The sequence below is a fragment of the Bacteroidales bacterium genome (genome assembly GCA_035342335.1).
In the GTDB taxonomy this organism is placed as follows: Bacteria; Bacteroidota; Bacteroidia; order Bacteroidales; family JAGONC01; genus JAGONC01.
The window spans coordinates 12,281-28,788 of sequence record DAOQWY010000035.1 but is presented as its reverse complement, the minus strand read 5'-3'; the positions used below and the strand labels follow the sequence as shown (position 1 = coordinate 28,788).

General features: G+C 48.1%; 12 protein-coding genes and 2 tRNA genes. 6 read left to right on the top strand and 8 right to left on the bottom strand.

Annotated elements, in window-relative coordinates:
• Positions 1-15 precede the first annotated feature (15 nt).
• From PKI34_12795 to PKI34_12785, 3 genes are all read right to left on the bottom strand, one after another.
• Positions 16-1,221, bottom strand: a complete 1,206-nt coding sequence (locus PKI34_12795) for an ATP-binding protein (GenBank protein ID HNS18686.1) — start codon at positions 1,219-1,221, stop codon at positions 16-18.
• 249 nt (positions 1,222-1,470) lie between these two features.
• A complete protein-coding gene (locus PKI34_12790; GenBank protein ID HNS18685.1) occupies positions 1,471-2,394 on the bottom strand; it encodes a hypothetical protein in 924 nt (307 codons plus the stop codon).
• A gap of 150 nt (positions 2,395-2,544) precedes the next feature.
• The gene (locus PKI34_12785; protein HNS18684.1) at positions 2,545-2,697 is read right to left on the bottom strand and encodes a hypothetical protein; all 153 of its coding nucleotides are present in this window, start codon (positions 2,695-2,697) and stop codon (positions 2,545-2,547) included.
• Between the two features lie 22 nt (positions 2,698-2,719).
• Between PKI34_12785 and PKI34_12780 the strand changes: the two genes are divergently transcribed.
• Positions 2,720-3,718: a WYL domain-containing protein gene (locus tag PKI34_12780; protein ID HNS18683.1), complete on the top strand. Its 999-nt coding sequence runs from the start codon at positions 2,720-2,722 to the stop codon at positions 3,716-3,718.
• A 383-nt stretch (positions 3,719-4,101) separates the two neighbouring features.
• Here the strand turns inward: PKI34_12780 and PKI34_12775 are convergent, their stop codons facing one another.
• On the bottom strand, positions 4,102-5,139 hold the full coding sequence (locus PKI34_12775; protein ID HNS18682.1) for a DUF4397 domain-containing protein: 1,038 nt from the start codon (positions 5,137-5,139) through the stop codon (positions 4,102-4,104).
• 346 nt (positions 5,140-5,485) lie between these two features.
• On the opposite strand from PKI34_12775, the gene PKI34_12770 reads away from it, so the two are divergent.
• Entirely contained in the window at positions 5,486-5,842 is a 357-nt protein-coding gene (locus PKI34_12770; protein ID HNS18681.1) for a toprim domain-containing protein, read from the top strand.
• A 645-nt stretch (positions 5,843-6,487) separates the two neighbouring features.
• Here PKI34_12770 and PKI34_12765 read toward each other — a convergent pair.
• The 3 genes from PKI34_12765 to PKI34_12755 form a co-directional block, all read right to left on the bottom strand.
• The gene (locus tag PKI34_12765) at positions 6,488-7,273 is read right to left on the bottom strand and encodes an SDR family NAD(P)-dependent oxidoreductase (protein HNS18680.1); all 786 of its coding nucleotides are present in this window, start codon (positions 7,271-7,273) and stop codon (positions 6,488-6,490) included.
• A gap of 410 nt (positions 7,274-7,683) precedes the next feature.
• A tRNA-Leu gene (locus PKI34_12760) sits at positions 7,684-7,767 on the bottom strand.
• 58 nt (positions 7,768-7,825) lie between these two features.
• A tRNA-Gly gene (locus tag PKI34_12755) sits at positions 7,826-7,898 on the bottom strand.
• 257 nt (positions 7,899-8,155) lie between these two features.
• Between PKI34_12755 and PKI34_12750 the strand changes: the two genes are divergently transcribed.
• Complete coding sequence (locus tag PKI34_12750) at positions 8,156-8,530, top strand: four helix bundle protein (GenBank protein ID HNS18679.1); 375 nt, start codon at positions 8,156-8,158, stop codon at positions 8,528-8,530.
• 116 nt (positions 8,531-8,646) lie between these two features.
• On the opposite strand, the gene mutS is transcribed toward PKI34_12750, so the two are convergent.
• Positions 8,647-11,331 carry a DNA mismatch repair protein MutS gene (mutS, locus tag PKI34_12745; protein ID HNS18678.1) on the bottom strand — a complete coding sequence of 895 codons (2,685 nt, stop codon included), beginning with the start codon at positions 11,329-11,331 and terminating at the stop codon, positions 8,647-8,649.
• Positions 11,332-11,701: 370 nt separating this feature from the next.
• On the opposite strand from mutS, the gene PKI34_12740 reads away from it, so the two are divergent.
• From PKI34_12740 to PKI34_12730, 3 genes are all read left to right on the top strand, one after another.
• Positions 11,702-12,310 (top strand): RNA methyltransferase, encoded by a 609-nt coding sequence (locus PKI34_12740; protein ID HNS18677.1) that lies wholly within the window; start codon positions 11,702-11,704, stop codon positions 12,308-12,310.
• Entirely contained in the window at positions 12,298-13,668 is a 1,371-nt protein-coding gene (locus tag PKI34_12735; protein ID HNS18676.1) for a hypothetical protein, read from the top strand. Before PKI34_12740 ends, PKI34_12735 begins: the two co-directional genes overlap by 13 nt.
• 199 nt (positions 13,669-13,867) lie before the next feature.
• The gene (locus PKI34_12730; protein ID HNS18675.1) at positions 13,868-16,435 is read left to right on the top strand and encodes a tetratricopeptide repeat protein; all 2,568 of its coding nucleotides are present in this window, start codon (positions 13,868-13,870) and stop codon (positions 16,433-16,435) included.
• Positions 16,436-16,508: the final 73 nt, after the last annotated feature.

Here is a 16,508-nt window from a genome sequence, read left to right as displayed (position 1 = left end):
TTTGGTGGCAGCATTTTATTTCAGGAAGTGGTACCGGTTTGGTTCAGGGCGGAAAAAAAACTCCTGCCACCGGATGCCCTCATTGCCGATAAGATATGACCGTACGGATTGAAATGACCCGATAAAGGCATTCATACCGCTCACCTTTGGGGAGAAACTGCTCTTAACTTCCAGCGTGACGGCCTGACCCTGCCTGACAATGATGAAATCAACCTCGACGTTCCCTTGCCGCCAATAAAAGACATCAAAACCTTCTTCCTTCGAATGGTTCAGCAAATGCGCCCCTACCGCTGACTCAACCATCCTGCCCCATAAAGCAGGATTTGAAACAGCCTGCTTAAATGTTTCAGCGTGGCCGGCCGAAAGCAGGGCGTTGTTGTAGACCTGAAACTTGGGAGAAGAAGATCGTTGACGGATCGGGTTCTGAGAATATTTTTCAAGGCCGGCCAGCAGGCCCGCAGTATCCAACAGCTCAAGGTAATGCGCCAGCGTGGTGGTATTGCCGGCATCTGCCATCTGCCCGAGGATCTTGGTATAAGAAAGTATCTGTCCCGAGTAAAGGCATCCAAGCTCGAAAAGCCTCCGCAGCAACGCCGGTTTGTTTATTCGCGTAAGCATCAGAATATCCCTTGAAATGCTTGTATCAACCAGGGAATCGACAATATAGGACTTCCACCTGGATTCGTCAGCAATGAGCTGAGCTGAACCCGGATAGCCACCAAACCAGACATACTGGTTCTCATTCCAGCCAAAAGCCTGCTGCATCTCTGTCAATGACCAGTGACCCATCCGAATCAGTTCAAAACGTCCTGCGAGCGATTCCGTCAATCCCTTCTGTATCAATAAACGCGACGAGCCCAATACCACCACTCTGATAGGCCTGTGTTCCCATGTGTCCTCATCCCAAAGCTTTTTGACTGTCTCCGCCCAGTTGCCGGCCTTCTGGACTTCATCGATCACCAATAAAAATTCCTCCGCGCCTGAATGCTGCCATTTTAAGCGTGCTGATTCCCATTGCTGCAAAAGCCAGTTTTCGCCTGCGGCCATGACTGCATCAGCTGAAACATAGTGATATGGCTGCTTATATTCTTTCAGGAACTGATTCATCAAGGTAGTCTTCCCGACCTGACGGGGACCTGTGATGACCTGAATGAACCGGCGTGGCTCCTTTAGTCTCTTACTAAGTGTCTCTATATGAACACGTTGAAAAGGTGTTTTCATTTTACTCAATTTATTGAGCAAAAATACTCAATATTCGGTAAAAATGATTGCTACATAATTAAAACAGGCACAGGAAGATGAAAATCCATTAACGATTGCCGAAGTAGAGGGAGAGGTGGAAGGCGAAGTAGATCTACCAAAGGATTTGCGAAATATTTCTGATCTCTTCCTTCCTTTCGACCCTCGCCTTCGCCTTCTACTTCCACCTCTATTTGGGTAATCGGCAATGGATTTTCAATCCGCATTTCACTACTGGCTGATGAACGCTCCGTGTATAAGTTCGTCGCTGTAGACCAATCCGCTGCCGAGCAGGTTCTCGCCCTTCATACGCACATCGGTCCCCAGTCCCACGGATTTGAATTCGTGAGTCTCCAGACGGGATGCGCTTTGAATGAAATCTTCACCGATCTTTTTCAGGGCGCTGGCCGGCAAATTGGGCCTGTCGCTGAAAGATCCGCTGATGAAGTACGACTTGCAGATCTTCTCGTGCAGCTTTGCATAGACATCGGGCCGGGAAAGGATCTCCAGGCCCGCGATCCTGTTTCCCATGAAAAAAACGATGCCTCGCTGATCCCCCATAACCGGGAAATGGCTCAGCATCTCATTAAGCTCGGGCATTTTTGCAGAATAGGCGTCAGACATCGCCCTCGAGTAAGAGGTGGAATAGGTACCGGATTTTGAATGGAGCTCCTCGATCTTATCCCAGGTCTTGATCTGGTCAGCCCGGTGCACATTCCTCAAGAACAGGGAATCGGTCACCGAATCTTTCATCTCCCGCTTGACGTCAAAGGAACTCATATTGCCCGAGTCTTTGAATTTGGACGAAGTGTAAGACCAACGGCCTCGTTCCGTACAGTTCACCGGGATGATCACCTCCCCTTTCTCCGCCACCAGTATGGTGGTTACGATGATACGGTTCTGCTTGGCTCCCATCAATTCTTCCCCTTCCAGGATCAGGACGGGCTTATCGGCCAGGCTGCTCACCTTCAAATCGGGCACGCTGCCACCCTGGTCAACTTCGGTGACAGTGATCATTTCAGTACTCATGGCTTCCGGGAGGGTATAGAACTCGGCAGGATTATCCTTTGACGGAGCAAAGATCGGGAAGGCAGCTATGGAACCAAAACTTTGCATTTCGCCGAACTGGATGGAGTGTAAAATTTGTTTGATCATGATATTTTGTTATTAGGATTAATGATTTCAGGCGCAATATTACAATGGCCCGATGCAGTGTATCTGCATTATTTAAATAATTTCCCATGTGACCATAAATTACCCCGGCCTTCAGGCCGGGGGCATGCACGAATACCTTGTTCAGGGGCTTTAGCCCAAAACCTTGATCCCTTCAATCAGGTTTCGGTCTAAAGCCAGGTCATAATGGATCCTGTTCAGTCCCAGCGCTAAAGCACGGGGTAATATATTCAGCTTTTTATGCTGAATGGTCGAATTGTTCTCAAGCTTTTTTCGTACTTTCAACGGCACTTTAATATCGTTCTGTATGCCGAAAAATAAAGAAGCCCTGATCCGCTACCGTGTGATCAACCGGTACCTGATCGACCACAGATATGCCACAAAAGAGCAGCTGATCGAAGCCTGTGAGCGGGCACTGGATATTGCCCCGCTGGGCGAACGGACCATTGCGGGTGATATTCACGCGATGCGGTATGACCAGCATCTGGGTTACCTTGCTCCTATCCGGTGGGACAACCTGCGCCAGGCTTATTATTACGACGATCCGGATTATTCCATCGACCAGCTTCCGATCAACAGCGAAGAGATGGATTCGCTGAAGTTTGCCTCGGCCATCCTGAACCAGTTCAAGCACGTGGGCGTATTCGACAAATATTCAGGTGCTCTTCAGAAGGTGGTGGACCTGGTGACGATCCAGAAATGGAGCGACCGCTCGGCAATGGATTACATCGAACTGGAAAAAGTTCCTTACTTCAAGGGAAGCGAGTACCTTGAGGTTTTCCTGGACGCCATCCGGAACAACACGGTCCTGATCATCCGGCACCAGTCCTTCCATGCTGAAGCGCCCGATGAGCACATCGTTCACCCGTATCATTTAAAAGAGTACCGGAACCGGTGGTACCTGATCGGTTTTGAAGAACATGCAAATAACATCCGGATCTTCGGGCTCGACAGGGTGCTGTCGGTCAGGGAAGATGCGGCAAAAACATTCATCGCCGTGCCTTTTCAGACCAGGGATTATTTTCGCCATACCATCGGTATCTTCACCACCCCGGAAGACCCGGTCAGGGTAGTGTTGCGCTTCGACAAAACCATCGGCAAATACCTTCTTACCCAGTCTATTCACGAAAGTCAGCACATTGTAAAAGAAACGCCTGACCATATTGACTTCGGATTTCTTGTCAGCATTACATCCGAATTCATCTCCTTCATTCTGGGTTGGGGCCAATCGGTTAAAGTATTGGAGCCAGCGGAATTAATTGAGGCTGTAACAAAAGAGTTAAAAGGGGCGCTGGAACGATATTAGGATTTTGCAAGCAAATTATTGACTGCAGTTTTCCAATCCGGACATTGTTCCTATCGAAACCGGATACCCTCTCCCTCAAAATTCGCCGTTGATCGCTGACTGCATAAGGCGGTCGCCTTGACCATATTCCGCCGTTAAAACGGACATTTTTATATTCATCTATAAATCATAGGATTAACTCTGGCCCTGGGTGGTTAATTTGTACCAGCGAGAGATGGTCAGGGTCTCCGGTTTTTGCACTAATGATTCCTACAATCAGGTTTAAAGCGGACCTCCAACGCCAGGTTATGCCCCATGACGGGCGCTCAAAGAAAAAGGCCTCCCCTTAGAGAAGGCCTTGGACTATGTTAAGAAAGAGTTTCGCAAGCTGTGTGGACTCCAGGTTATTTAATTACATGAATCTTTTTACCCACCTTTGTCGGACCGGCGGTCAGCATGACAACGTAAATTCCTGCCGGTAAGCCGGCCACATCCAAACGATAGGTGTGCGCCTGGTCTGATATGAAACCAAGGTTTTCACTGTAAACAGTGGTCCCGGTCAGGTTCATCAGGGTAATGGTAACATCCGAGGATTCGAGCAATTTGAAATCAATATTTACACGTTCCACAGAGGGGTTGGGGTAGGTGGAAATAGATTCAGCATCGATCAGCCGTTCCTCGACGCCAGTGGTTTCCGGCAGGGCAATAAATGCACCGCCAGAAGGAAGCACGACAAACAATCCAAAGGGGGCACCATCGCTGTTATTACCCGGATTGAGAAAACCGGATGCAACAATGGTCAGCGCAGCACCATCCAATCCCAGAATGCCCAGGGGTGCATTGTAGGTCGCAACCGTTACGGTTCCGGTTTCATCCCTGACCTCGATCTGGTAATTGGTAGTGGGTAACTCCAGGTAACCCCTGAAATCCTCATAGGTGAGATTGTCAATGATGGTACCGTTTACAACGATGTTTTCATAAATATCCACCACCGGGGCATCCGTTGAACCGTGGAACACCAGCACGTCGGTGTTGCCACTCATGGTGGCTTCTTCGCGTGCCATATCGTAGACATAGATGTCGAAGGGCTTGATAGGGTCATAGCCTGAGCCGCTGACAATGCCGTTGGCCACCAGGATGTACTTTTTCATCGGGTCCAGGTTGTAGGTGAACCGCGCCAGCGCATTAGTGGTATCGGTAGAGTTGGCGGGCTGGATGACCACGTCGAAGTCAACGCCTGCCGGAGCATCGATAAATGGAGAGGCCGTACGGAAAGCGAAGTTATCGATGAGCATCATATCGTTGAGCCACACATCGACCACTGTCGCAGCGGCATCGGCCGAGTTGTGGATGACCTGCACGCGGGACTGGGCGGACAGGGTAAAGGAGATTGTTACCATAAAGATGGCAATCAAGAGTAAAGTTTTTCTGGCAGTTTTCATGATTAGTTAATTTTAGAGGTTAATAATTGTTTTCGAAAGTATAAACAGATATGAAAATATAATGTTCATTCTTTTTATAAAATTATTAAACAAAATATTTTTATAAGTATAAAAATAAATTACCAAAACTCTTAAGTTAATATGTAATAATTTAATATACAATTTTTTAATAATCTTTCAAAAAAATCCATTAATATAAATTGTATAGTATATAACTTATAAATAATAAACAGAAATAGTATTTCTACACATGGCGACAGGATTTGTCTGCACAGTGCTGATGATCTTTCCAGTTTATGCCGGAGCAGCTAAACCGATGTATTCTATTATAATTCTGGTTGATGGGATGGGCAATGAAAATCGGTGCAGCGTGGTCAGTTTAACCGGTATATCCACCTTCGCCAAAAAAGCGGTGGATATTCTTGCCGGGTATTCCAGAGTAAATCTATACCTGGATAATGATACGGCAGGTAAAGAAACCGTACGGTTTTTTCAGGCACATCATCCCAATGCAGTGGATCATTCATCACACATCTTTCCGGATCACAAAGATTTTAGCGAGTTCTGGGTAAAAACATCAGCAAAAAATTACTTCAAGTATTATTACCTCAGAGGAGAAATCTGTCCTGTGAGAGCATCATATCCTTATCTACCTCATCATGGATTGAAACTGAGTGGATCCAACTGGGATCGGCATCATTAATTCCATCCAAGGTTGCTCTCCGGCCGCATAGCCGCATAAATTTCTTTTACTTTTTTGTGACATCCTTTCTTTCGCTGCCCTGAACTGCGCCCTGAAGTTTAATACACCGTAGGTGTAAGATATTTGTAGCACCGTAGGTGTAAAATATTTGTAGCATCGTAGGTGTAAAATATTTGTAGCACCGTAGGTGCGACATATTGGTAGTAAAAAATCATGAATCCATCATTTCAGAACCCCGTCAGGGGTGACAAGGAAGTAAAATTCCATTAACGATTAGCGAAGTAGAGGTGGAAGTAGAAGGAGAAGGCGAAGGGTGAAAGGAAATATGAGATCAGAATCATTTCGCAGATCCTTTGGCAAATCTCCTTCGCCTTCCACCTGGCCTTCTACTTCGGCAATCGGCAATGGCTATTCGCCCCGTCCTTTGCCGATTTTTCGACGGCGAAGTAACTTTGCGTAGGAATTTTGAATGGTGAATAAAAAATTGAAGGGGGGACTTGAAAATAAAGGTTATCCTTTTGGTAGGGCGCTAACGGCTAACGCTATTGAAAAAAGTTGTAGTCTGAGTCCTTATTGCTTTTATATTGTAAGAAAATACTGATATTGGCACTCGTAATGCAATCCAGTGATGCAATATGTGATTTTTTATACGGTTTTATTCATACGTTTTGCTATCTGATCGGGCCAATGACGGTATGACCAGAAAAGAGCCTTGAAAATACCCGGTTTAATCAAAATCCGTTTATTCTTTTCAATTATCTTGACTATGTAATTTCCAACCTGATTGGTGGTTAGTGTTGGCATAAATGGTGTTGATTTTGGAATTCTTTTCTCACTGCCAGGATTGTTTTTCCAGTAACTGCTTTCAACTTTTCCAAACACGGCTAATGACACGGTAATACCTGATGCCTGAAGATATCCTCTTAAGCCTTCTGAAAATCCACGAAAGGCAAATCGTGCTGCTGAATAACCCAGAGCCATCCCTTTTGGTAAGTAAGATGCATCTGAAGTGAGGTTGATGATATGTCCTGTACCCCGCATTTTCATTTCGGTAATAAAAGCTTTTGTAATATAAAATGCTGCCAAATAGGGTAAAGCAATCATTTCTTTCAGCTCTTCAGCAGAGGTTTCTTCGATAGTCAGCCATCGGCCTGCCCCTGCGTTGTTGATGATTATATCCGGAATACCAGCTTCCTTTTTAATCCTTTGTGCTATCGATTCAACCTGCTCACAATTGGATAAGTCTACAGCATAATAATATGACTTGCCCCCTTGTTGCTTAATCTGATCTGCAACTTGTTCCAGTTTTTCACAGCTTCGGGCTAATAAGATTACTGTTGCATTTTTACTGCTTATCACTTTTGCAGTTTCAGCGCCAATTCCACTTGAAGCACCAGTAATAAGAATCAGTTTATCGCTAAGTTTTTTCATTCCAAAATGATTTAATGACTTAATAAATCGTATCTAATCAATGTCCGGGGTTTTGAGTGCCTGGAGTTCCTAAAGTTACTAATTGCAGAGTGAACCAGTTTCTTTTATATGCGGCTGTTTCACTAAAAGTTTCAAGACTTGCTAAAAGCACATAATTCTGATCCAGGATATACCTCTCAATGGAGTATTTGCACCTGGGAAATCCCCATAAAAGGCTAAAATAAGTAGATTGATATCATGCCATTTTTTATCTTGGTTGCAACTCTGACAAAAAATCCCATTTTCAGAATTTAAAAAGTTGCAACCCTCTACCTGGAAATTACCGTACATCTCATCCTTATATTTAGTGGGAATTTCAGAAGGTCATTAAAAGAAACAAGAGGTCGAAATTGACCTCTTGTGCCTCTGGGTACCCGGAGCGGGACTTGAACCCGCACGGCCGCATTGGCCAAAGGATTTTAAGTCCTTCGTGTCTACCATTCCACCACCCGGGCGAGGAGGGTGTGGGTGTGAAGATAACAAAAAATTCGATACCTGGTATCGAATTTTTTGAGCGGAAAACGGGACTCGAACCCGCGACCCTAACCTTGGCAAGGTTATGCTCTACCAACTGAGCTATTTCCGCGTTGTTTCTTCGTGGGGTGCAAAATTAATAAATTTCAAATGAACAACAATTGCACAGGGAAATTTTTTCTTTCAGGGAATTGTTTAGTAGCCGGTAGCCAGTAGCCAGTAGGCAGTAGGCAGTAGCCGGTAGGTGAGATCATTATTAATAAAGACCATAATAAAAAATATTAAAAAAAAAAAATCCCGTCATTGGGTCACATTTAATCATGATCAGGGATTAAGCATAAAGAGTGTTCCATATTAAATATTTTCTCAATGAACCTTGGCTATAAAGAATTAAATGTCTATAAAGAATCATATTCACTAGCGATGAATATCTTTGAACTTACAAAAGAATGGCCGAAAGAGGAGAAATATTCACTGATCGATCAGATCAGACGATCATCCCGTGCTGTGTGCTCAAACATTGCTGAAGGTTATCGGAAACGGCAATATCCAGCCTACTTCTCCAGTAAAGTATCTGACGCTGATATGGAAAATACTGAAACACAGGTATGGCTCGACTTCTCCTTATCCTGCCAATATATTACTCAACCAGCTCACCAGGAACTGATCAATAAAACAAAACAAATAGGCAGGATGTTGCATTATTTGATTCTTAATCCAGAAAAATTTCAAGACAGAAAATAATTACCAATAATCCAAATTTATCCTCAATAAATCAGAGTCCTTCCCACTACTCCCTCTTTACTACTGCCTACCGGCTACTGCCTACCGGCTACCGGCTACTGGCTACTGCCTACCGGCTACTTTTTCCCGCCCAGCACCTTCTTTATCTCATTCAGCTTCATCAACGCTTCCACAGGCGTCAGGGTGTTGATGTCGGTATTCAAAATCTCTTCCCGTATCTGCTCCAGCAACGGATCATTCAACTGTATAAAACTCAGCTGATACCCTTCCGACCCACCTACCCGCCGACCTGAAGACCCGCCGACCTGTAGACCTGAAGATCCGCCGACCTGCGAACCCGAAGACCCGTGAACCTGAAGACCCGAAGACCCGCCGACCGCCTTCTGCTCCAGTAATTTCAACATCTCGTCAGCTCTTTCCAGAACAGAACCCGGCATCCCCGCCATCTTCGCCACGTGAATACCGAAACTGTGCTCGCTGCCCCCGGCCTCCAGCTTCCTCAGGAAAATGATCCTGTTGTTGATCTCCCTGATCGAAATATGATAATTTTTGATGCGCGGAAACCTCGCCGCCATCTCGTTCAGCTCGTGGTAATGCGTGGCAAAGAGGATCTTGGGATGAAACAACGGATGCTCGTGCAAAAACTCGGCAATGGCCCACGCAATGGAAATGCCATCGTAGGTGCTCGTGCCGCGGCCGATCTCATCCAACAGGATCAGGCTGCGGTTGGAGATGTTGTTCAGGATGCTCGCCGTCTCGTTCATCTCCACCATGAACGTCGACTCGCCCGAGGAGATGTTGTCGGAGGCCCCCACCCGCGTAAAGATCTTGTCCACAACGCCGATCCGCACCGCATCGGCCGGCACGAACGACCCCATCTGCGCCATGAGCACGATCAGTGCCGTCTGGCGCAACAGGGCCGACTTGCCCGACATGTTGGGACCGGTCAGGATGATGACCTGCTGGGTTTCGGGATCGAGCACGACATCGTTGGGGATGTACTTCTCCCCCGGCGGAAGCTGCTGCTCGATGACAGGATGGCGTCCGCCACGGATGTCAATCTGATAGCTGTCGTCCATCTCGGGCATCACATAATGGTACTTGCGGGCAATCACCGAGAAGGTCAGCAGACAGTCGAGACGTGCAATGAGCTTGGCATTGAGCTGCACCGGCTCAATGTATTCGGACAGGCTGGCCACCAGCGCCTCGAACAGCTGCAGCTCCAGCGCAAGGCTTTTCTCCTCCGCGCCCAGGATCTTCTCTTCGTACTCCTTCAGCTCTTCCGTAATGTAACGCTCGGAATTGACCAGCGTTTGTTTCCGCATCCAGTCAGCCGGGACCTTGTCCTTATGCGTGTTGGTCACCTCAAGGTAATAACCGAATACATTATTATATCCTATTTTCAGCGATGAGATGCCGGTCCGGGCGATCTCCCGCTGCTGGATCTGCACCAGGTAGTCCTTCCCACGGTGCATCAGGTTCCGGAGCTCATCCAGCTCAGGAGAGATCCCTTCGCGCATCACGTTCCCTTTGCTGACCAGCGCGGGCGGGTCGGGTTTGATCTCCCGGCCTATCTTTTGCGTGATCAGGGGGCACGCGTTCAGCTGCTCGCCCAGCCGCTGTAGAAAAGGCAGTTCGGATCTCAGGCAGGCCTGTCTGACCGGGTCAATGGCTTCCAGCGCACGCTTCACCTGCAGGATCTCCCGGGGGGTGATGCGCCCCACGGCCACCTTGGAGATCAGCCGCTCCAGGTCGCCCATCAGCCGGATCTGCTGACTGAACAGCTCGGCAAGGTCCGGGCGCTTCAGCAGGTGATCCACGACCTGGTGCCGCTCAACAATGGGATTCCTTTCCTTCAAGGGCAACAGGATCCATTTCTTCAGCAGCCGGGAACCCATCGGTGAGATGGTGTGGTCAATCACCTGCAGCAGGGTGGCGGCGTGCTCGTTGGGGGTGCTCACCAGCTCCAGGTTGCGCACGGTGAACTTGTCAAGCCACACGTACCGGTCCTCTTCCAGACGCGAGATCTTGCAGATGTGCTGCACGCGGTCGTGCTGCGTCTCGGCAAGGTAATGGAGCACTGCACCCGCGGCAATGATCCCCTGGGTGAGCTCCTCCACGCCGAAACCTTTGAGGGAAGTGGTGCCAAAATGCTTCTGCAACAGGTCACTGGTAAAATCAATGGTGAATACCCAGTCATCGAACGTGTTAATGTAGAATTTTTCGCCGAAAAGGGTCCTGAACTGGGTCTGCATGTTCTTCTGAAGCAGTACCTCGCTTGGTTTGAAGGTCTGGATCAGTTTGTCAATGTACTCAATGGATCCCTGCGACAGGTAGAACTCCCCGGTGGAAACATCCAGGAAGGCCACACCGGTGATCTTCTCACCCAGGTGAAGGCCTGCCAGGAAGTTGTTCTCCCTGGTTTCCAGTACTTTGTCATTATAGGATACCCCCGGTGTAACTAGTTCAGTAACGCCTCTCTTAACTATTTTTTTCGCTAGTTTGGGATCTTCCAGCTGGTCGCAGATGGCCACCCGCTGACCGGCCTTCACCAGTTTGGGCAGGTAAGTATCGAGTGCGTGGTAAGGAAATCCGGCCAGCTCAATGTAAGTCGCAGCGCCGTTGGCCCTGCGGGTGAGGACAATGTCCAGGATCTTGGAGGTCAGGATCGCATCTTCCCCGAATGTTTCATAAAAATCCCCCACGCGGAACAGCAGCAACGCGTCCGGGTATTTGGCCTTGATGGCGTTGTATTGCCTCATCAAGGGGGTTAAATCGGTATTATCGGTAGGTGATGCCATGAAAAATCCCAAATTCCATCCCGACAGCTATCGGGACCAAGCTCCAAACAAATCACAAAAAACAAAATCCAAAATTACACGATAAATGCTTTCTATCCCCCACCCTTTGGAATTTGAGTGCTGGGTTCACTCCGAAAAGTAATAATTTTGGACTAAAGTCCACTAACTGGTTGGATATCAATTACCCCGGCCTAAGACCGGGGTAAGTCAAAGTACTGGTTTATAGGGCTTTAGCCCTAAATTTAAGTTCGGTAATCTCATTTCGGAGTAGACTCAGTACTGGAATTTGTCTGGAATTCCTCCCGACAGCTATCGGCTTGAATTTGGAATTTGCATCGCACAATAGCTACCTTTGTAGAAAAGCCAGGCAGTGCGTAAAACAAAGAATGAAGAGCTGAACCGTTTATCAATCGGAGAGTATAAAAAAGCATCAAAGCTTCCGGTCGTCATCGTGCTCGACAATGTGCGGAGCACGCACAACGTCGGTTCCGTTTTTCGTACGGCTGATGCCTTCCGTATCGGGAAGATCATCTTATGCGGGATCACCGCCACGCCACCCCATAAGGATATTTACAAAACCGCCCTGGGCGCTACGGAGAGCGTCGACTGGAGTTACGCGGAGAGTACGGTAGAGGCCGTCAGGGAGCTGAAAAAGGATGGATACCTGGTCTATGCGGTGGAGCAGGCGGATGAGAGCATCTCCCTGAGAGATTTCATGCCGGATCCTGCAGCCAGGCTGGCACTGATCTTCGGACACGAGGTCACCGGGGTGCAGGAGCCGGTCATCCCGCTGGTGGACGGGTGCATCGAGATCCCTCAGAGCGGTACGAAACACTCCCTGAACATCTCCGTGAGCGCCGGCATTGTGCTGTGGGACATCTGTGGGAAACTGACAGGAGCGCCGGACAGGACAGCCCATTCAAAAAAACGAACTACCTTCGCGTCGCGAAAAAACGACAATCCTCTATGCGATTCATAACAGCTTTTTTCCTGATCCTATCCTTATTTACCGGCACGTCACACGCACAGGTGATGAACAGCCCGGCCGCCGATACGGGCAAATCCCTTCTGGTCAGGCGGTTTCTGCTCCACGATGAGCGCATTCTGCTGGCCCCTCACCGTTACAGAGGCGGGTTGAGCGAAGAGCGGATGGCCAATCTTTTCTTTGACAGGGACGCCAGCAAGATCAATTTGGACCTGCCGGCGAATCGGATTCCCTTTGTCAGGCATCAGCTGGAACTGCTCTTCGAGCCCCTTGGGAAAGGCTGGCAACCAGATACGGTATGGATCACAGCCTATGCCTCCCCTGAAGGAGACAGTCTGCATAACGCTGCACTCGCACAAAAACGGGCCGCCTCGGGTTCCGGCTATGTCAGCAGCAGGATCAGTATACACGGCATTCATCCATCCGATTGTACGATCCTGATGGAGACCGCCGGGGAGGACTGGGAAGGACTTGTAAAAACACTTCAGGCTTCGGATCTGACCGGGAGGGACGAGATCATTCATATTATTGAAAATCAATATACTACAGATGAGGACATCCTGGTTCAACTTCAGGGATCAACGCTGTATCCAACCATTAAGCAAAACTTTTACCCTCTTCTGCGCAGGATCAGCATCCGGATCTCTTACCGCGAGCCTCCCAAGACGGACGAGAGCATGTTGCAGTGTGCGCTTGAAGAACCCACAAGTCTCTACTATGAGCAGCTGATGTACGCTGCAACGCTGACCGGCGAGACCGAAAAGAAACTGGCGATTTATCGGAATGCTTCCGGGCGGTACCCGGAAGAATGGGAAGCACCCAACAACATCGCCTGTCTGTATCTTGAAATAGATCAACCGGAAAAGGCGATGGTCTACCTGAACCAGGCCAACACCCTTTTCCCTGTATGCGGTACTATTTTAAACAATATGGCAGCAGCTTCCCTGAAGATGTACCGCCCCGACAAGGCACTTCAATACCTGGATCTGGCCGGTAAAGAAGAAACGGATGTCAGCTACAACCTGGGAATCTGTTTCCTGCTCGCAAAAGAATATGCCAGGGCCTTTTCACTGTTGGAAACCCATCCCTGTACCACGAACGCGGCCCTGGCCGCACTGATGGCGAACCAGACAGCCAGGGCTGTTGACCATTTACGATGCACACCTGAAACATCCTCACGGCATTACCTGTTGGCCATCTGCGCTGCACGAAACCAGGACGAAGCCGGTGTAATGAGTGAGCTGAACAAGGCGATCCGTTTGAACAGCAGCCTTTTGGACTATCTTAGAAACGATATTGAATTTCTCCCGTATAAAGAGAAAGATTGGTTTGCCGGTCTGCTATCCCGGTAGAAAAACAGTGGAATGTTAATAAATCTGTTTGAACATTTATCACTAAAGCCCGTTTTTATTGAATTCTTCTTCAGAAATTTGCGAAATGGTAAATTTTACTGTAATTTTAAGCCAAATTTCATAGCTCATATCGGTTTAACTTAATACCTTTGCCTCTGAAAATTTTTAAATCCGGAAATATAACCTAAATCATACGCTTATGAAAAAATTAGTACTCTTGTCACAAGTAGGGTTGTTGACCCTATTGTTTTTAGGTCTTCCTCTCCTTCTCTCTGCCCAGGATGAGCAGGAACCAGAGCAGAAGAAGGAAAAGAAAACCTCAACCTTTGACCCTTACTGGTTTATAAATATCAACGGTGGATTGATGCTTTATCACGGTGACATCGCATCTCCTGATGATAAAGGTGCTGTTTTCCCGAATACGGAAGACTGGCGACTGGGTTATGGCCTGGGAATAGGACGCCAGTTTGGGTCCGTGTTTGGGTTACGCCTGCATTACCAGGGTGGAAAGCTGGCCGGTACCAAAGCAGATGATGACTTGGTAAGGTTCACGCAAATTCCGTACAACTGGACTTTTGAAACAAAAAGTTTCCACAATCCCAGGTTGACCGGTGCACTCAATTTATCCAACCTCATCGGTGGTTACAATCCCGACCGTTTCATTGACTTTAACCTCCTTGCCGGCATTGGGCTTGTATTTAGCAAGGGTGAACTGCACCACACGGAAACGGATATGGAGATCAATCCGACGACGGTGGCCGATGAAGTATACTATGACCAGGTAAAAGATGACCTGCTGTATTCAGAAAGCAGAACGACCTATTCGATCCCTGTGGGAGTGGGCATTGACTTCCGGCTGAGCGAAAAACTGGACCTCAACCTGGAAAGCACCTTCAACTTTACGGGATCCGATGAGATCGACAACTTCTCAGACGATGCCATGCCCGTTTACAAGGATATGTTCAGCTACACCTCCTTGGGGTTAACCTATAAATTCGTATCCGGCGGCAACCTGAAAAAGATGGAGGAGAACTATGGCCTGGTTAAATATGAAGTGATCCCCGATCCGCTGGTAAACACCTGTACGGACATACCTGTGACGATCAAGGGAACTTTCCCGCCAGAGTACTTCAACAAGAAAGCGGTCATGCAGTTCGCACCGGTCCTGAAATGGGACGGTGGTTCGTACCAGATGGACCCGATCTATTTCCAGGGAGAAAACGTTGTGGGTGACGGAAAAGTCATTCCCTATGCAGAAGGTGGAACGTTTACCTATAACACCACCATACCTTACAGGGATGGCATGGAAGGATCCGAACTGGTTGTGGATCCCATGGCCTATCTCGTAAAGACTGCCTATGAACCGGCAACCCGTGAGGTGATCATGACGGACTATAAATATGTCGTACTCCCGGAAAGAAAGATCGCTGACGGTACGATCATGCCCAAAACGATCGTTCACGACGAACAATTGCTCTATGCCGATAAGGATACCTATCAGAAACTTGGCCTGGATCCCAGCGAATTTTATGAAGGACAAACCTATACCAGCAAGAAAGCCACCATCTGGTTCATCGTCGACCGCTGGGATCTGAACTGGAACATGGCCTTGAATAAGAATGCAGCTGCCAAAGCACAGCTAAAGGAATTCAGGGATTTCCTCGCAACAGGTCCCAGGATCCGTGATATTGACATCGACGCGTGGGCATCCCCGGAAGGTGAAGAAGGACATAATGAAGACCTGTCGCAGAACCGCGCCAAAACCGGTCACAACTACCTGATCGATTTCTACAAAAAACTGGCAAAGGACAAAAAATCCCTGGTCAAACTGGATCCCACCAAGGACCTCAAGTTCAACATCCGCGCTCACGGTGAAGACTGGGACGGTTTCGTCAAGGCAGTGGAAGCTTCCAACCTGCAAGACAAGAATGTTATCCTGAACGTGGTGAAATCGCAGCCGAACGTGGCCAGACGTGAACAGGAGATCAAGAACATGTCGCTGATCTACAAAGAGATCGAGGAAGACATCCTGCCCCCGCTCCGCAGAACCGAGATGAAAGCCTGGGTTTACGACCCGATGAGACCGGATGCGGAAATCCTGAACCTTGCTCTTACTGACCCGGGCAAGCTCACGCAGAAAGAACTTCTGTATGCAGCTACCCTGACCGATGATCTGGGCGAAAAGGAAAAGATCCTGAAGAGCTATATTGACCTGTATCCGAACGACTGCAAGGGATACATCAACCTCGCCTGGGTTTACATGAAACAGGATAAACTTGACGACGCAAAGAAGCTGCTGGAAAAAGCGGAAGAATTATGCCCCAACAATCCGGTGATGCTGAACAATTTCGGTGCTTATTATTCAAAGATCGGTGATTACGCCAAGGCAGAAGCCTACTTCACCAAAGCCAAACAGTATGGCGCACCGGTAGGGTACAACATGGGAATCATTCAGGCAGCTCAGTGTAAATGGGATATGGCCCTCAGCTCGTTTGCCGGCTCAAAGTGCACCTATAACATTGCACTGGTGAAATTCCAGAAGGGTGATTACAAGGGAGCCGAATCGGAACTGAACTGCGCAGAACCCAGTACGAAGGTTGATTATTTGAAGGCGATCATCGGTGCCCGCACCGACAATGCGCAGATGGTCATCGAAAACCTGACCAAAGCGACCAAGGACAGTGACAAATGCAAAAAGATGGCTGTTGCAGACCGTGAGTTTATCAAGTTCTGGGATGATCCAAACTTCCAGGCACTGATAAAATAACAGAAGTTTGCTAATGAAGCGCCATCAGGCTCTTGAACGTGGAAGCGATCCCCGGCGGACGCTTCCACGTTTT